The sequence below is a fragment of the Leptolyngbya iicbica LK genome (genome assembly GCF_004212215.1).
Classification (GTDB): Bacteria; Cyanobacteriota; Cyanobacteriia; order Phormidesmidales; family Phormidesmidaceae; genus Halomicronema; species Halomicronema iicbica.
This window is the reverse complement of sequence record NZ_QVFV01000003.1, coordinates 203310-222332: the sequence shown is the minus strand read 5'-3', so window position 1 is coordinate 222332 and position 19023 is coordinate 203310. Positions and strand designations below refer to the sequence as shown.

The 19023-nt window shown below is 56.5% G+C and carries 18 protein-coding genes; 10 read left to right on the top strand and 8 right to left on the bottom strand.

Annotation, left to right across the window (positions count from 1 at the left end; genetic code table 11):
- Positions 1–72: 72 nt before the first annotated feature.
- On the top strand, positions 73–2133 hold the full coding sequence (locus tag DYY88_RS14865) for a CHASE2 domain-containing protein (protein WP_052288424.1): 2061 nt from the start codon (positions 73–75) through the stop codon (positions 2131–2133).
- Here the strand turns inward: DYY88_RS14865 and DYY88_RS14860 are convergent, their stop codons facing one another.
- From DYY88_RS14860 to DYY88_RS14840, 5 genes are all read right to left on the bottom strand, one after another.
- Positions 2134–3897 carry a hypothetical protein gene (locus DYY88_RS14860; protein WP_052288423.1) on the bottom strand — a complete coding sequence of 588 codons (1764 nt, stop codon included), beginning with the start codon at positions 3895–3897 and terminating at the stop codon, positions 2134–2136.
- Positions 3898–4174: 277 nt separating this feature from the next.
- The gene (locus DYY88_RS14855) at positions 4175–5044 is read right to left on the bottom strand and encodes an SWIM zinc finger family protein (protein WP_039729890.1); all 870 of its coding nucleotides are present in this window, start codon (positions 5042–5044) and stop codon (positions 4175–4177) included.
- 140 nt (positions 5045–5184) lie between these two features.
- Positions 5185–6195, bottom strand: coding sequence for a DnaJ C-terminal domain-containing protein (locus tag DYY88_RS14850; RefSeq protein WP_039726941.1), 1011 nt, complete (start codon positions 6193–6195; stop codon positions 5185–5187).
- 350 nt (positions 6196–6545) lie between these two features.
- Complete coding sequence (locus DYY88_RS14845; RefSeq protein WP_039726938.1) at positions 6546–6908, bottom strand: metal-sensing transcriptional repressor; 363 nt, start codon at positions 6906–6908, stop codon at positions 6546–6548.
- A gap of 36 nt (positions 6909–6944) precedes the next feature.
- Positions 6945–7373, bottom strand: a complete 429-nt coding sequence (locus tag DYY88_RS14840) for a glutaredoxin family protein (RefSeq protein WP_052288422.1) — start codon at positions 7371–7373, stop codon at positions 6945–6947.
- Between the two features lie 266 nt (positions 7374–7639).
- Between DYY88_RS14840 and DYY88_RS14835 the strand changes: the two genes are divergently transcribed.
- From DYY88_RS14835 to DYY88_RS14815, 5 genes are all read left to right on the top strand, one after another.
- Complete coding sequence (locus DYY88_RS14835) at positions 7640–8812, top strand: HhoA/HhoB/HtrA family serine endopeptidase (protein ID WP_084607063.1); 1173 nt, start codon at positions 7640–7642, stop codon at positions 8810–8812.
- A gap of 302 nt (positions 8813–9114) precedes the next feature.
- Positions 9115–10173: a sulfotransferase family protein gene (locus tag DYY88_RS14830; RefSeq protein ID WP_039726936.1), complete on the top strand. Its 1059-nt coding sequence runs from the start codon at positions 9115–9117 to the stop codon at positions 10171–10173.
- Positions 10174–10554: 381 nt separating this feature from the next.
- Positions 10555–11100: a sigma-70 family RNA polymerase sigma factor gene (locus DYY88_RS14825; RefSeq protein ID WP_039726935.1), complete on the top strand. Its 546-nt coding sequence runs from the start codon at positions 10555–10557 to the stop codon at positions 11098–11100.
- Complete coding sequence (locus DYY88_RS14820; RefSeq protein WP_039726934.1) at positions 11097–11486, top strand: hypothetical protein; 390 nt, start codon at positions 11097–11099, stop codon at positions 11484–11486. The genes DYY88_RS14825 and DYY88_RS14820 overlap by 4 nt, the downstream gene beginning before the upstream one ends.
- A gap of 25 nt (positions 11487–11511) precedes the next feature.
- The gene (locus DYY88_RS14815) at positions 11512–12033 is read left to right on the top strand and encodes a Spy/CpxP family protein refolding chaperone (RefSeq protein ID WP_052456690.1); all 522 of its coding nucleotides are present in this window, start codon (positions 11512–11514) and stop codon (positions 12031–12033) included.
- Between the two features lie 55 nt (positions 12034–12088).
- Here the strand turns inward: DYY88_RS14815 and DYY88_RS14810 are convergent, their stop codons facing one another.
- Positions 12089–12292, bottom strand: coding sequence for a hypothetical protein (locus tag DYY88_RS14810; protein WP_130199464.1), 204 nt, complete (start codon positions 12290–12292; stop codon positions 12089–12091).
- Between the two features lie 88 nt (positions 12293–12380).
- On the opposite strand from DYY88_RS14810, the gene DYY88_RS14805 reads away from it, so the two are divergent.
- Genes DYY88_RS14805 through DYY88_RS14795 form a run of 3 tightly spaced genes read left to right on the top strand, consistent with a single transcriptional unit; the run spans position 12381 to position 16592 of the window.
- Positions 12381–14786 carry a heavy metal translocating P-type ATPase gene (locus tag DYY88_RS14805; protein ID WP_044151585.1) on the top strand — a complete coding sequence of 802 codons (2406 nt, stop codon included), beginning with the start codon at positions 12381–12383 and terminating at the stop codon, positions 14784–14786.
- Positions 14787–14803: 17 nt separating this feature from the next.
- On the top strand, positions 14804–15931 hold the full coding sequence (locus tag DYY88_RS14800) for an alpha/beta hydrolase (RefSeq protein WP_084607061.1): 1128 nt from the start codon (positions 14804–14806) through the stop codon (positions 15929–15931).
- Positions 15932–15968: 37 nt separating this feature from the next.
- On the top strand, positions 15969–16592 hold the full coding sequence (locus tag DYY88_RS14795; RefSeq protein ID WP_039726932.1) for a GDSL-type esterase/lipase family protein: 624 nt from the start codon (positions 15969–15971) through the stop codon (positions 16590–16592).
- Positions 16593–16716: 124 nt separating this feature from the next.
- Here DYY88_RS14795 and DYY88_RS14790 read toward each other — a convergent pair whose 3' ends face one another.
- Complete coding sequence (locus tag DYY88_RS14790; RefSeq protein ID WP_039726931.1) at positions 16717–17529, bottom strand: mechanosensitive ion channel family protein; 813 nt, start codon at positions 17527–17529, stop codon at positions 16717–16719.
- A gap of 225 nt (positions 17530–17754) precedes the next feature.
- Positions 17755–17898, bottom strand: coding sequence for a hypothetical protein (locus DYY88_RS24220; RefSeq protein ID WP_165390122.1), 144 nt, complete (start codon positions 17896–17898; stop codon positions 17755–17757).
- Positions 17899–18132: 234 nt separating this feature from the next.
- Between DYY88_RS24220 and DYY88_RS14785 the strand changes: the two genes are divergently transcribed.
- Positions 18133–19008: a BMP family protein gene (locus tag DYY88_RS14785; RefSeq protein WP_242517617.1), complete on the top strand. Its 876-nt coding sequence runs from the start codon at positions 18133–18135 to the stop codon at positions 19006–19008.
- Positions 19009–19023 lie beyond the last annotated feature (15 nt).

The window sequence follows — 19023 nt, the reverse complement described above, 5'->3', positions numbered from 1 at the left end:
GCCTGTTAATCCATCAGGGAGCCGGAATGTTGGCCATGAGCTTGTAACTGTAACTGCCGCCCCCGATCGCTGATGACATATCTCGGCAATCGGGTAGAAGCGACCGACGACCTCTCAACCAGGGAAGCATCCGTGGTGATCTGGAAACCGCTTAAATCTTGGGCCACCAAGCCAATGCAGCGCTATTGGGGCTGGTGGCGATCGCAGTCGGCCAATTTGATGGTGATTGGGGTGGCCAGCCTAGCGCTCTCGTCTGGGGTCGCGGCGCTGGTGCAGTTGGGCCTGCTCGAAGGGTTGGAACAAAAAGCCTACGACCAGATGGTGCGCCTGCGACAGGCCACGCGATCGCTGCCGCCTGATGATCGGCTGCTGATTGTGACCGTCACCGAAGAGGATTTGGAAACCCTAGCCGAGTTTCCCCTCACCGATGGCACCGTCGCTCGGGCGATTAACCAGCTGCAACAGCATGAGCCAGTCGCGATCGGGCTGGATATGTTTCGGGCGATTCCTAAACCACCGGGGCGCGACGCCTTGGGGCAAGCGCTGCAAGCTGACAATATCGTGGTGATTGCGCAGCTGGCCAACAGTACCGGCGGCCCAGGCATTCCCCCCCCTGTCGAGTCAGCTCCGGGACAGGTCAGCTTCAACGATGTGGTGGTCGATGCTGATGGTAAAGTGCGGCGGGCCTTGATGATCGCGGAACCGACCGCCCTACCCGAGCATCCCTACCTGTTTTCCTTTTCCTTGCAGTTGGCCATGCGCTATCTGGCCACGCAAGACCTCATGCCCACCGCCAGTCCCGAGAATCCTGACTATATGCAGTTGGGTGAAACGACACTGTGGCCCCTCCAATCGGGATCCGGGGGCTATGCCCGGATCGACGATAACGGCTATCAGGTCATGTTGGACTATCGCGATCGCGTCACGCCCGCCCGCACCGTAACCCTACAAGCCGTGTTGAATGATCAATTTGACCCGGCTTGGGTGCGCGGCAAAGTGGTACTCATCGGCATTACTGCCCCCAGCTTCAAAGATCTGTTTTACACGCCTTTCACTGGTGGAGCCAGCGACGCCAACCATCAGATGCCAGGGGTCATCCTCCATGGCCAGATGGTCAGTCAGTGGCTCGATTTGGCGCTGGGCGATCGCCCCCTCATGGGCCTGAGTCACCCCTGGCAAGAATGGCTATGGTGCCTGGGCTGGGCGCTGCTGGGGGGTACCCTCGCCTGGTATCTGCACCATCCCATCACCCTGACCGCCAGCGAAACTGGTGTGTTCATTGCGATCGCGGTGAGTGGCTACGCCTTGTTTTTGACCCAGGGCTGGGTGCCCATCATCGCTCCGGCCCTGACGGTGTTGGGCACCAGTGGGGTCGTCTTGGCGTATCAGGCCCAACAGTCCTTTCGCCAACGCCAGATGATGCAAGTGCTGCTGGGGCAAGCCGCCTCCCCCGAAATTGCCCGCGCCCTCTGGGAGAATCGCGATCGCCTGATCAAATCGGGCAAATTACCGGGCCAGAGCATGGTCGCCACTATGCTGTTCACTGACCTGCGCGGCTTTAGCAGCCTGGCCGAAATCACCCCGCCCGAGCAGCTCTTGGAATGGCTAAACCACTATCTCGAAGCCATGACGGACGAAATCCAAATCCATCACGGCATTGTCAACAAATTTACGGGGGATGGTCTGCTGGCGGTGTTTGGGGTGCCTATTGCCAGCACCACACCGGACGAGATCGCCGCTGACGCCCAAGCCGCAGTCGCCTGTGCCCTTGGTATGGCCACTCGCTTGCAAACCATTAACCGAGAGCGCCAGGCGCAGCACCACCCTCGCTTAGAAATGCGCGTGGGGATCTTCACCGGGCCAGTGGTTGTCGGTAGCGTCGGCGGCCACCAGCGTATGGAATACGGCATTATCGGCGACAGCGTCAACATTGCCTCACGCCTAGAAAGCGTGGATAAAAGCCGTCAGCCGGAACCCTGCCGCATTTTGATTGGCCAAGACACCCTTGATTATGTGGGCGATGCTTTCATCACCGAGGCCTGGGGCGACCTCGTGCTCAAAGGGCGCCACGCGCCTTTAGGGGTTTATCGGGTGATTGATCGCCGCACTGATCCCATCTCACCGCTGACCTAATCAACGCTCCGCTGATACCTGCCTGAGCAAGTGCCAACAGGGAATGAAGTGATCGGCCAACACATTATCCACCTGCCAAAACTCGGCATAGCTGTCGCCCGAACAAAAGCGACTGATAAACACAATCAATAAATCTTGGAACGGCAGCGGCGATTGCTCGGTGAACTGGGGGTCGGTGTAGAGCGTATTAATCACGTTTTGCAGGTGCAGCAAATTGATCGCGATTTCGGCAAAGAGACTGTCTTCACTCTCCACCGTCGGCAGGTAATGGCGGCCATATTCCTGCAAAAAGCAGTAGTGCAGTTGCGCGATCGCTTTCTTTAAGTTCACCTCTAAACGCGGAATCTGGTCGGCCCCCACATCCATCAGCGGCGAGTCAGACAGCAGCTCAATTTCGAGGGGCGAGGCTTCTATCGGCGACAGATGAATTTCTAACAGGGGCTGCAGCACCCGCAAAAACAAGAAATCTAAGTCCGCCAGACTCAAATCTAAGTTGGCCGGATAGTCAGTAAACGCCGATGAACTGGGCAGTTGATGCGCCGCCTGCGGATTCGTGAACGTGAACTTGAATTCGGCAATGTCGGCCACCAGTTCGCCCAGCAGATGCGTAAACAGCAGCCCCAGTCGCTGGCGCACTTCCCCATGAAAAAACTGCACCGCTTTCGCTTCATTGACTGACACTAACGGTCCAGCAAACTCAAACAGTTCGCGACAGGTCAAGGGGCCAGCGGGTGTGTAGGCGGTTTCATGGGCTCGCAGCGCTTCGCCACAGTCTGCCAGGGCGGTGTAATCGCTGTTAAATTGGCTGAACAGCAGTTGCCAGTAGTGCCCCCAAATATCGTGGACGAGGAACATCTCGGCATCTTTTTGCGGCAGCACGCCGACACTTTTGGCAAGGCGGTGGATCACCTGCTCGGGCGTGATCGGAATCGGCGAGCCCGATTGGACGTTGTAGCGATCGCTGACCGCCCGCGCCCACGCTTCGCGAATACCGGCCGGATGACAGGGCCCAAAGGTGGGAAAGCGCTGGAATTTTTGAAAGGTGAATTCTGACAGGCGTTGATGGAGCTGCCGCAGCGAGTTTTCATGCTCCTTGGGGCACAGGTCGCGCCAGCCCGCAAAATCTTCCAGCGTGGGGAAGTCCACACAAAAGTACAGCTGGGTGGGGGTGAACACGACGTTGAGCCGATCAGGATTCACCAAAATGCCCCCAAACAGCTCTTGAAACAGGGAGACGAACGGTTCTGTCGTCAGGGGCAAGACGGTCTCCAGCGACAGACCCACCGTTTGCAAAACCGACTCAATGAGCAGATGCTGGTGGGCAATTTCCGCATCCACTTGAGCCAGATGGGCCACGATCGCATCCATCACGGCATCGGGCAGCGCAAACTGTCGCCCCATCGCGGCAATGCCCTCAGGCGTGGTCCAGTGCGCCGGCACCGGATCAGGACGATAGCGACTGAGGGTGTTTGAGGGCAGCGTGCCCCGCCAACCGCTGCCCCCCACAGCAAAATAGCGGCTAATTAACAGCGCCGACTCTACAAACGCTTGCCGCACTGGCAGCGGTATCTCCGACGCTGCCTCCGGCGTCTGGTTAATGGGATGGGCGCAAGCTTGCAGGGCGGTTTGAATCTCACGAATGCGATCGCGCCGCCGCTCAATCAGGGCCGGTTCTACCCCCTCCGACTGAGAAATCAGAAACCGCGATAGCGTGAGCGCTTCGGCGATTTGCGATCGCTGCATAGCGGTCAAATGCGAACCCATACCCTTTCCTGCCTATCAATCATGCAAATGCAAATTTGATAGCACTTTACCGCCAGCGGCGGTAATCTATTCCGCAAAAATACTGACCGCTGCTATCCAAGACAGTTTGCCCAGTCGAGTGGAGCGAGTGACACTCAGGAATCGAGATTTTATCAAATCTAAGTTTTGGGCAGGCATCTTGCTTGCGCTCGAACAGCCGAGACGACTGTTCACACTTAAATTCAATTTCCATTCCTAAGCACTCGACAAGCCGAATGAACATAGAGATCCATCGGGTCTATTTTTCGTCCGCTTGCAGCGACAGTGCTTTCATGGCGGCTTGTTGGCTGACAGTTTGGTACAAATCGCGCAGGTGAGCCATGACGATCCGCGCATCGTTCACCGGCAGTGGAATCGTATCCAGCACATCCAGCACCGTTTCACTGGCGGGCGCAATCACGACTAAAGACGGGTCTAACGGCTCCTCATATTGCCAAAACTGGGCAACATTAATCGGCGTATAGGCGGCACTGGTTGGCGCGATCGCCATATCCGCCTCGACTGCCGGCGGCACCGCTACCGGCTCAACATCGTCACCGCCCTCCACCACTGCGGACTGTTGGCGCTGTTGGCGCAACGACTCCAAAATTTGGCCGCGATCGCGCCCCCGCAGTTGAAACAGGATAAAGGGATCTTCGCGAAAGAAATCACCCAGCTGATAGTAAACCGCCGCAATGTGCTTGCAGGGATTTTTGGGATCGGGGCAGTCACATTTAGAATGGACTTCCGAGAGCTGGAATGGAAAGAGGCTCAAGCCATTGGCCGTAAAGACCCCCTCAATGTCATCCGGCATTTCTCCCGCGAGCAGTTGAGCTGAAAACAGGGCGTGTTCCGCCAGGGTATCGATGACGTAATTCCAGTCTTCGTCCGTAAAGGCATCCAGCCAGATGGAGAGCTTGTAAGGATCATCGGCGGTGCCCTGCACCAGCGCGATTACCTTTGAGCCTTTATATTCAATATTGAGAATGTTGCCTTCGCGGGCATACTTGCGTCCCCGCTCAAGCCGCTTTTTGAAGCGATAGTTGTTGAGCAAATCGACCCAGCGCTGCACCCACCAGGCTTCTTGGTCGAGCTCGTAATTAGGCGGCATAACTGGGCTGCGAGTCATCGGCAAGGAAAAGTCAATCGAATAACAGTAAACACGGCCAAAAATCATCTGGGGCGATCGCCGTCACCTATCCAGCAACGGTGCTCGCCACTTTTGGGCAACCAGCAACCGCCAGAACGGGGGAGCTGTGTAAGGCCGTTTTACAACCTTACCTGACTCAGGTGACTGCGCGGATCGGTGGTGCGATCGCGCTGAATCTTTTCGTACAGCTCGCGCTCGTGGTCACTCAGGTTTTTAGGTGGCGTAATCACCACGCGCACCAATTGATCACCCCGCGCCCCTTTGGGACTAGGCCAACCCTTGCCGCGCAAGCGCAGCGATTGACCAGACTTCACCCCCGGCGGCAAATTCATCGTGACGGTGCCATCGGGCGTGGGCACTTGAATCTTGCCGCCCAACACCGACTCATCCGGCGCGATCGGCACTTCGCACACCAAGTTCTCACCCTCAAACTGGAAGATGTGGTGCGGCAACAGATTAACGATCAGGTAAATATCGCCCCGCTGCTTCGAGTAGGGATTCATCTGCCCCTTACCCCGCAGCCGCACTTTTGTGCCCTGCTTGGCACCTGCCGGAATCCGCACTTCCACTTCGTCGTCGCCAATTTTGAGGCGCTTTTGCGTGCCGTGAAAGGCTTCGCTCAAGGTCAGCGAAATCTTGGCCTCTTGGTCAAATGACTGCTGGCTCGGGCCCCCTGCGGTCGAAAAGCCATCAAAGCCGTTGCCAAAACCACCGCGCGGTGGGGTGCGATAGCCATATCCGCCCGGCGATCGCCCAGTCGGGGCACCGTAGGCCCCTGGTCCGCCGCCAAAGCGACCTAATAGTTCATTGATAAATTCGTCGAAGCTGCCGTAGTTGCTAAAGTCAAAACCACCAAAGTCAGCAGCATTGCCGCCATAGCTGCCAGCGCTACCAGCCTGCTGCCAATACCGGCCAAACTGGTCATACTTTTGGCGCTTGTCGCTGTCAGACAAGACTTCGTAGGCTTCACTAATTTCTTTGAACTTAGCCTCAGCGGCTTTGTCACCCGGGTTCACGTCGGGGTGATATTTGCGAGCCAATTTACGAAAAGCCCGCTTGATGTCTTCAGCACTGGCGGACTTGCTGACCCCCAGCGTCGAATAATAGTCTTTAAAGTCAGTAGCAGCCATCCAAACATCCCCTCCTAACAGGCTGACAGTTACTGAGATCGCTAGCCATTGCGGCCATGACAACAGCCTCGCGATCTAAATCAACAGTAAGTAGATAAATAAACCGGACATTTAAGTGCTCACGGTGCAGCAGCTTAGGCCCGGAAAGTCGCTAATCGCTTAGTCATTTCTTTTAATCTTGACTATAGGCTATCAAAGGAAGGGGAGCTGAGAGGTTCGGTTATCTCCCTGGGGCGATCGCCCCCCTCTCGGCACGGACGAAAACCTCCCATTTTGGCGATGCCCAGGCAATTAGCGGGGGGATTAAGAGACTTAGTGGAAGACACCAATGTTGGCCAGCGATGCAGCGCTCAAGGTAAGAATCGGTCTAACGCGGCTTTGAGTTCCTCAATTTCGGCTTCAATATTGCCCTCTTGAGAGGCGCGGGTGACACATTCGCTCAAGTGTTCATCCAAAATGATGCGGGCGACGCGATCCAGAGCGCCCCGCACCGCCGCAATCTGGACCAACACATCGGGGCAGGGGCGGCTGTCTTGAATCATGGTCTTAATGCCGCGAATGTGCCCTTCGATGCGGGCAAAGCGATTCAAAATGCGCTGCAACGACTCGGGATCGTGGACGTGGGCATGAACGCCGTCGTGGGTGTGGGGCACCACCGATCGCGAGGACGGTATCTGGTCTTCTGATGAGCGGTCAGGTTTGGCGATCGCCATATCAATTCCTTCAGCAAAACAAGCGGGTCGATTACCCTACGGAGCTTCAAAACCAGACAGTTGCGCCAGTTCTTCGAGCGATCGAGTACCCGGATACAGTTCGCCATCAATTTCCCAAGTGGGATAGCCCTGAATCTCTTTGGCCTGGCAGAGTTCCGGCTGCGCGTCTTCGCCCTCGGGGTCGCATTCCACATAGGGCACCTGATCCTCTGCGTCACCAAACAACGCCTTTTGATCTTGACAGTGCGGACACCAAAAAGCCCCATACATCGTGGCATCTTGAGCGGTCAGGTGATTGGCCAAACGGGCTTCGTAGGGGGCATCAGCGGCCAGTTCAGCACTGCCGCCGTTGGCATCAGTCGTAGGCGAGCAGCCGCCGAGGGCAAGTCCCAAGATGGCCAAGCAGCCGGTCAAAGACAATAAAGCGGCTCGATATTGACCGCCGGGACGGTAAGGGTAGGTCATGACAACAACGCGAAATGGGTGAACAACATCAAATCAAAATGTGGGTCAAGGTGAGTTCAAAACTAGGCCGTTTGTAATGACCGTGATCAAGCCTTGATTCACCCTGACCTATACCATCCAAAGATTCGGCAATCCCGGCTTGGCAGGCGACTAGCAGGTTCATTATCGTAGCTAGTTACTATGAGACAAGACAGTCAACATACTAGCTTTCGCAGCGGGTTCTGCGGCAAAGCTTTAGGCTTAATTCAACACCTTCGGAGAGAGTAATGGCAGTGATGGCTTGGTGGCATTCCTGGCAAAAACTGGTAGTGCGGTTGATGGCGATCGCGTTAGTGGCCTGTGTCGCACTGGTGACGGGCCAGTCAGCCGCGATGGCGCAATCGGTGGCGGAGGAAGTCACCGTTCCAGTGCCCCGCAGCTTTGTGGCTTTGGCGGTTGAGCAGGTGGGCGACGCGGTGGTGCGCATCGATACCGAGACCACGGTGGTGCGTGAAACGCCGGACTTATTTTTCGACGACCCCTTCTTTCGCGGCTTTATGGGGCCGAATGGCTTTCCCCGCTACCCTCAAGAAGAACTATTACGGGGTCAGGGATCGGGCTTCATCATTTCTGCTGCAGGGGATATTCTGACGAATTCTCACGTGGTGGATGGCGCCGATCGCGTCACCGTGACGCTCAAAGATGGCCGCAGCTACGAGGGCATCGTGGAAGGCCAGGACAGCGTCACCGACCTGGCAGTCGTCAAAATTGAGGCCGATGATGCCTCGCTGCCGGTGGCGACCCTGGGCAACTCAGACGCGGTCAAGGTAGGCGATTGGGCGATCGCGGTGGGCAATCCCCTTGGACTTGATAACACCGTGACCCTAGGCATTGTCAGCACCCTCAAGCGTTCCAGCGCCTCGGTCGGTATTCCCGACAAGCGGCTAGATTTCATTCAAACCGATGCGGCGATTAATCCAGGCAACTCGGGCGGCCCCCTGTTGAACCAAAACGGGGAAGTGATTGGCATCAATACCGCCATCCGCGCCGATGCCATGGGCATTGGGTTTGCCATCCCGATCAACAAGGCGAAGGAAATCAAGGATCAGCTGGTGGCGGGTGAAAGTATCGCGCATCCTTATCTCGGGGTTCAGATCGCTACCCTGACGCCAGATATTGCCCGTCGCAACAACGAAGATCCCAATGCTGGGGTGCTCTTGCCAGAGGTCTCTGGGGTCTTGGTCATTCGGGTGGTGCCCAATACGCCTGCCGCCGAAGCCGGACTGCGCCGGGGCGATGTGGTGTTGGAAATCGACGGGGAAGCGATCGCTTCGGCAGACGTGCTGCAACGGCGAGTGGAAGATAGCCGGGTGGGCCAGACCCTCCGCCTCAAAGTCCGACGAGGCAATCAACTGGAGCAGTTGACCGTCACCACCGCCGAATTGGCCAGCAGCGATTAGTCCGGGGCTGACTCTTTTTTGCAGATGCCCCCATCTGCCCTAAGGCATGGAGATTTAATGATGTGTGGACAGCTGTCTCGGCTGTCCAAGTGCAGACAAGATGCCTGCATAACCAAACTTGGATTTTATAAAATCCTCATTCCTAAGCTGAGCTAAAAGGTATGCCAGCGTGAGCTGAATCATCGTTGTGGGCTTCGTCATCTTGCTCGCAACTGTATTAGCGATCGTCTGGCGAGTGCTAGCACACCACTAAGTCATATAATTTTGAGCGCGATCGCCGCACTCAATTGAGGAAGCTTTTAATGATGTCTAACCCCGCTCAACCCGATTCACAAGTGGTCATCATTGCTGGGATGCATCGGTCTGGCACCTCCCTGACGGCCTCGATTTTGCAGCAGGCGGGGGTCTTCATCGGTGACGAATTACTCGGCACAGCGGTGAGCAACCCCAAAGGGCATTTTGAAGATCGCGATTTTCTGACGCTGCATATCGACATCCTGACAGCTCTGGGGCTGAGTTCTGAGGGTTGGTTAACCACCGAGCAGCTAGACGTACCCGAAAAATTATGGGCGCGTGCTCAGGCTTTGTGCGATCGCCGCCAGCAAACCCACGCTCTATGGGGCTGGAAAGAACCCCGAACGACCTTATTCCTTGATTTCTGGAAGCAGCGGCTCCCTCAAGCCAAAGTCGTCTTACCGTATCGGTCACCCTGGGCGGTGATTGACTCCCTCTTTACTCGAGGAGATGCCGCCTTTGCCCATCACCCAAATTTTGCGATCGCCGTCTGGTTAACCTACAACCGAGCGGCTTTAGACTTTTACCAGCGCTACCCCGACGATTGCTTCCTCTTTCACTGTGATGTGTTGAAGGCAGACGAAGCAGGCTTCATTGAGAAACTGCGACATAAGTTCGCTCTCCCCTTGACGGCACCGGAACAGCCACTTTTTGATCCGGCGGTGATGCACAACCAGGTGAACGACACCCATCGCTCGACGCTGTTAGCGCATCATTTTCCTGAAACGCTGGAAGTTTACGCTGCGCTCCAGCAAGCGGCTGACCTGCCGACGTCCCAAACCTGGCAAGCTCCTGTGGCTTCAGAGGCAGACGAAGCGATGTATCAAGCCTGGATGCTGGAAGATTGGCGGGCCAATAGCCACTGCCGCCGCGAAAAGCAACAGCTCAAACTAGAAATGCAGCAGCAACAGGAACGCTTTGAAGCCGAATTACAAGCGGTTCAGGCCATGCGCGACCATTGGCAAAATACCGTCGCATCCATGGAGGTGAATCGGTTTTGGCAACTCCGCAATGCCTGGGTCAGCCTGAAAACCGCTTTAAAGGGGAGTTCAACAAAGCCGGAATAGTTCTGGCAAGCCTGATCACTGACCTGCTGTCTCAATCGGTTGGGGTGAGTCCGAGAGCTTGCGCAGATCACTCCGTTCATCTCTGGAGCAGAAAAACGCGGGACTGAGGAAGCCGGGTTGTATAAAACTCCAAGTTTTGTCGTGCAGGCATCTTGCCTGCTCCGGGACAGCCGTCTCGGCTGCCCACACTTAGACTTAAGTCCCATGCTTGAAACTTTTGGGCTCTCGGTACCTGACTACGGATTGCTATATCGTCAGTTGCAGTAAGACGCGCAAAAATTTCGCTACGGTTGAACCTTTTTGATCGCCCCCCAGTCTAAAGGGACGTCCACACAATGAGCCGGGGCGTGATCAGTGACCTCAACCTCACTGGAGTCAGAAATGTCCGCTATCCCTCAGCCAGATGCTGAACTCATTCAGCAATGCTTGCGCGGACAGCGATCAGCATTTCAAGTGCTTTATCGCCGTTATCAGGGGCCGGTGCGCAGCACCCTGTTCCAACTCTGTGGGGCAGCGGAACTGGATGACTTAGTGCAGGAGGTGTTCTTGCGAGCTTGGAAGGGGTTGCCGAAGTTTCGGCAGTCGGCCCAGTTCTCAACTTGGCTATATCGCATTGCTTGGAATGTGGCCAGCGATCGCCGTCACGCCCTGGGCAAAGCGCGATCGCATCCCCTCTCGCCACCGCTGACCTTAGCCACGGGCCAGGCCGACCTGACCCAGCTGCACTATCAAGATCTCGTGCAGCGAGGGCTGCAAGCCCTGTCTTTAGAGCATCGAGCAGTCATCGTGCTGCATGATCTCGAAGACCTGCCTCAGCAAGAGATCGCCAGTATCTTGAACATCCCCAAGGGCACGGTGAAGTCTCGGCTCCACCACGCTCGCTCAGCGTTGCGGACATTTTTGCAAACAGAAGGGGTCCAGCTATGACCTTGCCACCCAATGACCACCCTGACGATCGCTTAGTCGATTTTTTGCAGCGGCATCGATCGGAGCCGCCGCCGGCTGCGCCTCAATTAGAAGCGCAAGTGATGGCAGCCTTAGCACCTCTGCCGCCGCCGCCCGCGATTGCCAGCCGCCGCCGCTGGGCACTGCCCGCGATCGCAGCGGCGCTGGTGCTAGTAGGTGGAAGCTGGATGGCTTGGCGCTCAACCGGGCCAGGCTGGCAGATGGCGGCTGAGTCTGAGGTGGAGCTGGAAGTGGACGATTTTTTGGCCGAGACCTGGTACGCCAGTGCCTACGGCGATGAGGTGCGCCTCCCGCTCGATACGACGCAGCCCGATTGGCTGGTGTCTGTATATGCCACGCCTTATTGATAGTGAGTTGTTTTGGAGATTAACGATGGAACGTAGAACCGTATCTTTGCTCGCGATCGCCGCCCTTGCAGTCCCCGTGGTCGGTGGCCTCAGTGCCGCCCAACTGCACGCCCAAATGGGCGGCGGCCCCGGCATGGGCGAAGGACCGGGTAGCGGTGAAGGGCCTCGCGGCGATCGCACCGAGCGCTTGATTGAAACCCTGGATCTCAGTGAAGATCAGGTCACCCAAATTCGGGCGATTCGTGAGGGCGATCGCGAAGAAATGCAGGCCCTGCATGCCAATCTCCGCAATGAGCGTGAAGCCATGCACACCCTCATGTCAGGCACCGCCTCTGATGAGGAACTCCGCGCCCAACACGAGGAAATCCAAACCCTGCACCGCGAAGTTGCCGACCTGCGGTTTGAAAACATGCTCGCGGTGCGCAATGTGCTCACCCCGGAACAACGCACAGAGCTCTCTGAGCGCATGGCTCAGCGCCGCGAAGACCATCGGGGCCGCTTTCAAGAACGGCGCGAAAGTCGCCGCCAGCAACGGTTAGCCGAATAGCGTTCGCCATCGTCTCCCCCGCACCCAAGACGAATGCCGGGGAGACGCCCCTGTTTCAGGCAGGGAGATCTAAGGCAAACGAGGCGTCATTGCTAATGGTGACCGCTGCGCCGCAGCGATGCGAGCGGATCAGGGCTGGCTCAGCGATCGCCTCAAGCTGGGTTGGCGCCTTCTGATGACGGGCAGAGCGATCGGCACAGGGTTGGATAACAGGCGTCGAGCCTGACGTTACCGTCCGCGATCGCCGCCTGACAAACACAAAGAAAACTCAACAATTCTCCATATTGTTCGGTGCCACACTTTAGGCTCAATAGAGATATATGAAAGAAGCGGATTTTTCTGTCTCTATGGTTAAAGCGCCTTTGCCTACTGCCCCGGCGGCCCCTGCAAAACCGACTCCACCAGCGACTCGCTCTCTGGTGTTTGATGTCAGCGGCATGATGTGTGCCGGGTGTGTGCGCGCCGTAGAAAAGCAATTGACGGCCTGCGACGGCGTGCAAAGTGCCACGGTGAACTTAATCACTGAGGTGGCCGTGGTGGAAACTCTGGCCGATCGCCAGGTCGATCCGCAACAGTTGGCCGATCGCCTCACCCAAAACGGCTTCCCCAGTCAGCTGCGTACAGCGGCCGATGGCACCCAGACCGATGCGGGCCTGACCGACTGGCTGCACCGCAAGCAACAAGAAAACCGTGAACAGGCTGGGCGGCTGGCGATCGCCCTCACCCTTTTGGCACTTTCTACCATTGGGCATTTGCACCACTTCGGCTGGGTGACCGTGCCCGTGCTGAGCAACTTGTGGTTTCACTTCGTGTTGGCGACAGCGGTGCTGCTGTTTCCCGCCCGCGAGATTGTAGTCGATGGCTGGCAAGGAGCCCGACGCGGGACTCCCAATATGAACACCCTGGTAGCACTGGGCGCGCTGAGTGCCTATGGGGCCAGCGTGGTAGCGCTGCTGTGGCCGACCCTGGGTTGGGAATGTTTCTTTGACGAGCCGGTAATGCTGCTGAGCTTCATCTTGTTGGGCCGCACCTTAGAGCATCGCGCCCGCTTTCGAGCGACGGACGCGCTGCGATCGCTCATCGCCCTACAGCCCGCCCAAGCCCGTCTGATTGGCATGCCCGCCGCCGATGGCAGCACCCAACCCGGCGTCGAAATTCCCGTGAGTGCCGTACAGCCCGGCGAATGGTTGCGAGTCTTGCCGGGGGAAACGATTCCCGCTGATGGGGTGATTGAAACCGGACAAACCACGGTCGATGAATCGATGCTGACGGGAGAATCTTTGCCCGTGGAAAAGCAGCCCGGCGAAATGGTCGTCGCGGGCACGGTGAACCAAACGGGGGCGATCGCCCTCAAAGTCACCGAGACGGGTAGCGACACCATGCTGGCCCAAATGATTCGCTTGGTGGAAGCCGCCCAAACCCGCAAAGCGCCGATTCAACAACTGGCCGACGTGATTTCGGGATACTTCACCTATGGCGTGCTAACCCTGGCGACCCTGACGTTTCTCTTTTGGTATTTTGTCGGCCTGCCCCTCTGGCCTGACGTGATGGACAGTGCGCTGGGAGCCGTCCACGCCACTCACACCATGACGATGCAGTCATCAACGCTATTGGTGAGTTTGAAGCTCGCGATCGCCGTTCTCGTCATCGCCTGCCCCTGTGCGCTGGGTCTCGCCACACCGACCGCCATTCTCGTCGGTTCCGGCATGGGCGCCGAGCGGGGGCTGCTGATTCGCGGTGGCGACGTGCTCGAAATGCTCAGCCAAATCGACACCGTCGTTTTCGACAAAACCGGCACCCTCACGGCAGGGTTGCCCCGCGTCACCCACTGCCAGTCCCTGGCGGACGACCTGACGGACAATGACTTGCTGGCCCTCGCCGCGACCGTTGAAAGCGGCACCCAGCATCCCCTCGCGATCGCCATTCAACAAGCTGCTACCGAGGCATCGCTGGAGTTACCTCCCGCTAGCGACTTCTTGACCCAGGCAGGACTCGGCGTTGCCGCCACCGTCACCTGGCATGAGCAGTCCCACCCTGTCTGGATTGGCAATGCCGACTGGCTAGCGCAACAAGGCATTGTGCCAACGGACACGGCGACGACGCAAATGGCTGCCATTGCCCCAGGACAAACAGCGGTGTATATCGCCATGGGCGATCGCGTGGTGGGGCTTATCGCTGTGGCGGATGAGTTACGAGAAGACGCGCCAGAAACGATCACCGCACTCCAGCAACAGGGCCTCAAAGTTCACCTATTGACGGGCGATCGCGCCCCCGTCGCCCAAGCGATCGCTACCACCGTGGGCATCCCCGCCACGCAAGTACGCGCCGAAGTCTTGCCCGCCGACAAGTCACAGGCGATCGCGGCCCTGCAAGCTCAAGGTCATCGCGTGGCGCTGGTGGGCGATGGCATCAACGATGCGCCCGCCTTAGCCCAGGCCGATGTCGGCATCAGCCTCAGTTCCGGCACTGATATTGCGGCAGAATCTGCTGGTGTCGTCTTGATGAGCGATCGCCTCACCGGAGTTTTAGAATCTTTGCGTCTAGGTCGAGCAACTGTTGCTAAAATTCGGCAAAATCTCGCCTGGGCGTTTGCGTACAACCTCATCGGCATTCCCGCCGCTGCGGGCATTCTCCTACCGGCCTACGGCGTCAGTCTGAGTCCCGCCGTTGCTGGGGGATTGATGGCCTTTAGCTCCGTCACGGTAGTGGTTAATTCCCTATTACTCAAAGCCCAGCGCCCCGCCCCTCTCTAGTGTGCAGATACAGTGCCATGATCCGCTCCCGTGCTAAAACCCGGCTAGTCTTCTTACAAATCGGTTTGTTGTCTTGGGGCGTATTGTTGGTCGGTTTACTGGCTTTTTTATGGCTGCGCCCCCAGGGTCAATTTGCCCTCAGTCAACTGCCCCTGATCAGCATCGCCGCTTGGCTGGCGGGCATTGGCTTGGTCGCATTTTTGGTGGCCGGACTGCTCAGTCGCAAAACTCGGGTGTACATCCTGTTTTTTGTCGCAGTGCTACTGGTTTTGGTCAATGGCCTGGCCTATTTTGGGGCCTACACCCTGACCCATTACAACGACTCCATGCTGCCGGGGTTAGCCTTTGCCCCCAAACCCGAAAACGCCAGCAATCCGGCAGAATTTGGCCTCGACTACGCCACCGAGCGCATCACCATCAACGACGAAGAATGGCTCGAAGCCTGGCGCATTCCCTATTATGGTGAGCCCCAGGGGACGGTGCTGCTCTTTCCGGGCAACGGCGGCAACAAAGCGCATCAGCTCATGTGGCCCGCTGGGATCTTTCACCAAATGGGCTACCACACCCTGATGGTCGATTTTCGCGGCCAGGGCGGTTCCAGCGGCACCAGCGCCACGATGGGCCTGCGCGAAGCCGAAGATGTCGCCGCCGCCATGGCCCACGCCGAACAAATTGGCCTGCCTCGTCCCTACGTGCTGTACGGGGTGTCGGCGGGTAGTGTCGCAGTCATGAAGGCTGTCGATGACGGTCTCCAGCCCGATGCCACTATTTTAGAAATGCCCTTTGCCCACTTCATGAATGCGGTGAAAACCCGCATGAAAGCTCAGGATTTTCCCACAGCGGGCGTCGCCGAATTGTTGGTGTTTTGGGGCAGCATCCAGCATGGCGAAAACGGCTTTTTCCATAATCCGGTCAACTATGCTCGGTCGATGTCAATGCCAACTCTGATCCTCCAAGGAGAAAAAGACCGCTGGACCACCCTGGAAGAAATTGACGCCATTTATGACAATTTGCCCGGAGCCAAAGAACTCGTGATCTTTCCGAACACGGGTCACAGCCTACTCGTCACGGTCGATGAGACATTTTGGACTCAGAGCGTTCGCGACTTTTTGCAGGCTCAGGGATTGGCGCAGCCGTCGTCATGAGCCCGCCTTGTCCATGTCTGTGGGCGGTTGAGTTCCCATGAGCCCGCGCATCTTCTTCATTGGCGATTCCTTCATTCACGGCACGGGTGACCCGACTTGCCTGGGTTGGGTCGGTCGAGTTTGCGCTCGGGCAATGGCTCATAATCATGCTTTCACCGGCTACAACCTCGGGGTTCGGGGCGACACCACTCAGCTTATCCACCAGCGATGGCAACCAGAAGTCCAGTCTCGCTCGGCCAACCCCGCCAGCGTTGGCTTTGTGTTCTCGTTTGGGGCCAACGATGTCAATCTCAATGACGAGACCAGCCAACCGCGAGTCCCCCTCGCTGACAGCGTGGCTTATGCCCAGGCCATCCTTGGCGACGCTCAAAAAATCGACCCGGTGCTCATGGTCGAGTCGCCACCGATCGCTAATGACCTCGCCGCCAACCAACGACTCGCTGAACTGAACCAGCACATCCTCGACCTCTGCCAGGTGTTGGCGATTCCCCATATCCGCACCTGCGCAGCTCTGCTCAACACCCCTAGCTGGATGGAGGAGGCGATCGCCAACGATGGTGCCCACCCCAGAGAGCAAGGCTATACGGCGTTAGCAGAAATCATTTTGAGTTCCCAACAATGGTCTCAATGGCTAGAGCAGTTCTCCCGTATCGACACCTAACTTGATGAGCTCCCGCGTACGCTCCTGCGGGCCATGGGCGAGAAAAAGTCCTTTCCTGCTCAAGCACCACGGCTGAATTTGGAAAGGGCTAACATTAGCCTTTCAGACTGTGCAAAAGTACTCGTCAGGCCGCCGTTCGATGCACCACCAAATGCTGTTCCGGAGCACTAAAGTTAGCTTCTACACAAGTTTCACGAATCACCTTATTGGTATCGAAATAGACTTGCCAGTAGTGGTCATTATTACAATAAGGACGCACTGCTAAAACTGGCCCCATCGGTGTAAATTCGAGAATTTCTACGTCGGGAGCGGGTTCGGCCATGACATTAGGAATCGCGCTGACTTTTTCTTTGAGTAGGGCGATCGCGTGCTTATGATTCACATCATGATTGAGCTGCGCCACCAAGTCGACCCGACGATAGGGATTGGTAGAAAAGTTTTGAATCGTATCTGAGAATAAAACGTTATTGCCCACGACATTTCTGACATTTTCCAGCGTGTCGATGCTCGTGACAAACAGGCCAATTTCCCTCACAGTGCCGGTGATGCCGCCAGCAGTGATAAAGTCACCCACTTTATAAGGGCGGAAGATGACCAGAAACGCCCCGGCGGCAAAATGCGCTAGCAAACCGCTCCATGCGGCCCCAATAGCAATACCAGCAGCAGCCAAAAATGCCGCAAAGGAAGTCGTTTCGATACCAAAAAAGCCAAGAATTGCCACCACTAAGATGACATTTAGTAAAACGCCCAGAGTTGATTTGAGATAAATCAGTAGCGTTTCTTCAAGGTTACTGCTGCGAAAGGCTGCGGAGATCATCTTGATCGCTAAACCAATCAACCAGCGACCCACAAACCAAAAGATAATGGCACCAATGATTTTGAGGCCAAACGCGACAATAATATCTGTCACGCTGGTCAGAATGACATTAATATCCACAGAAAGACTCCTTCAGGAAAATTAAGTCATAAAAATACCATAGCTTGCGTCTACAAGCCCAAAAGATGGGAATGTATTCAAGATTTATTGTTGTGTTTTAATTACCGCTTAGCAGCCGTCGTCAACGCCGTCTGATGTCGCTGAAGATAGTTACCAGCCCAGCGCGATGCTCCATTTGAGCGCCACCGATTGACCGTTCCGTTGGCGCTAGGCAGGTGAGTAGACCTAAGGCTTTGACTCGTGCGGGGCGATCGCCCCGCCTGTTAGTGCTGGATCGCATTTGGGCATGATGCCTTTGACTGTTGCAGCGATCGCCCCCATCGCTTGACCGTCTTTATTGACCAAAGGCCGCAACCAAAGGCCGCACACAGTTCGGCTCCATTCTGCACGCTCCGAGCAGGATGAATCGCGACTAACACTCAGCGTTCGAGTTCACCACACGTTCTTAGATTTCTCATGCACCTTAAATCATTAGTCACGCGATTGTTGTTGGGGGTCATGGCTTTTGTTCTAGCTGTGAGCTGTAGCACTACCGATTCAACGATTTCGACCTCGACCGATGCCGCAACTGAGCCCACTGAGGGAGGGCAGTTGAGGGTAGCAATGGTAACTACGGGGGCCAAAGATGACGGGAGTTGGAGCCAAGGCGGTTACGAAGGCTTGCAGCTCATTGCCGAAGAATTTAATGCCGAAGTTACCTTGGCAGAAATGGTTGGAGACGAAGAGTCTGAGGAGTATTTTCGCGACTATGCCGCCGCTGGCTACGATTTCATCATTGCCCATAGTGGGGGCTATATTCAAAGCGCCGAAAAGGTCGCGGAGGAGTTTCCGCGCTCCAAGTTTGCTATTGTCACCACTTATCCTGGCAACAACAAGAATTTAGGTGCGATCGCGTTTCGCTCGGGCGAAGTCGGCTATCTCTCAGGGGCACTGGCCGCGATGACCACCGAGACGAATAAGGTAGCTTATATTGTCGGCGATAGCTATCCCGTCTATGAGGAGGAAGCCGCGCTGTTTCGCAAGGGAGCGTTAGCCACCAAACCTGATGTAGAAGTGGCGACCGAATTTCTCAAAACCTGGACCGATGGTGAAAAGGGGAAAGAAGTCGTCCTCGGCTTAGCGGAACAGGGCTTTGATCGCTTTGCCATTAATGCAGATGAAGCGGGCATTGAAGCACTGAAAGCGGTCACCGCAGCTTATGACAATGTCAAGATCGTTGGCTGGACTAACGACCAATATGAACTCGCTCCGGATCAGGTCCTAACGAGTATGCTGCAAGACTTGCCCCGGCTAGTCGCCAACTCGGTAGATTTGCTGCTGCAAGGCAAATGGGAAGGCAAGCTTTATAAGTTTGGCCTCAAAGAAGGGATTTACAGCATTGCGCCGTTCCGGGGTTCTTTGACCGAGGCTCAAGAAGCCCAGTTTGAAGACATCAAAAATCAGGTGATGGTGGGCGAAATCGATATTTCACCGAACTAACGGCGCCTCGCCCCT

Excerpts from the sequence above, each read along its gene's own strand:
- DYY88_RS14865 (WP_052288424.1), top strand. The coding sequence starts at position 73 with ATGACATATCTCGGCAATCGGGTAGAAGCGACCGACGACCTCTCAACC.
- DYY88_RS14860 (WP_052288423.1), bottom strand. The coding sequence starts at position 3,897 with ATGGGTTCGCATTTGACCGCTATGCAGCGATCGCAAATCGCCGAAGCG.
- DYY88_RS14855 (WP_039729890.1), bottom strand. The coding sequence starts at position 5,044 with ATGACTCGCAGCCCAGTTATGCCGCCTAATTACGAGCTCGACCAAGAA.
- DYY88_RS14850 (WP_039726941.1), bottom strand. The coding sequence starts at position 6,195 with ATGGCTGCTACTGACTTTAAAGACTATTATTCGACGCTGGGGGTCAGC.
- DYY88_RS14845 (WP_039726938.1), bottom strand. The coding sequence starts at position 6,908 with ATGGCGATCGCCAAACCTGACCGCTCATCAGAAGACCAGATACCGTCC.
- DYY88_RS14840 (WP_052288422.1), bottom strand. The coding sequence starts at position 7,373 with ATGACCTACCCTTACCGTCCCGGCGGTCAATATCGAGCCGCTTTATTG.
- DYY88_RS14835 (WP_084607063.1), top strand. The coding sequence starts at position 7,640 with ATGGCAGTGATGGCTTGGTGGCATTCCTGGCAAAAACTGGTAGTGCGG.
- DYY88_RS14830 (WP_039726936.1), top strand. The coding sequence starts at position 9,115 with ATGATGTCTAACCCCGCTCAACCCGATTCACAAGTGGTCATCATTGCT.
- DYY88_RS14825 (WP_039726935.1), top strand. The coding sequence starts at position 10,555 with ATGTCCGCTATCCCTCAGCCAGATGCTGAACTCATTCAGCAATGCTTG.
- DYY88_RS14820 (WP_039726934.1), top strand. The coding sequence starts at position 11,097 with ATGACCTTGCCACCCAATGACCACCCTGACGATCGCTTAGTCGATTTT.
- DYY88_RS14815 (WP_052456690.1), top strand. The coding sequence starts at position 11,512 with ATGGAACGTAGAACCGTATCTTTGCTCGCGATCGCCGCCCTTGCAGTC.
- DYY88_RS14805 (WP_044151585.1), top strand. The coding sequence starts at position 12,381 with ATGGTTAAAGCGCCTTTGCCTACTGCCCCGGCGGCCCCTGCAAAACCG.
- DYY88_RS14800 (WP_084607061.1), top strand. The coding sequence starts at position 14,804 with ATGATCCGCTCCCGTGCTAAAACCCGGCTAGTCTTCTTACAAATCGGT.
- DYY88_RS14795 (WP_039726932.1), top strand. The coding sequence starts at position 15,969 with ATGAGCCCGCGCATCTTCTTCATTGGCGATTCCTTCATTCACGGCACG.
- DYY88_RS14785 (WP_242517617.1), top strand. The coding sequence starts at position 18,133 with ATGGTAACTACGGGGGCCAAAGATGACGGGAGTTGGAGCCAAGGCGGT.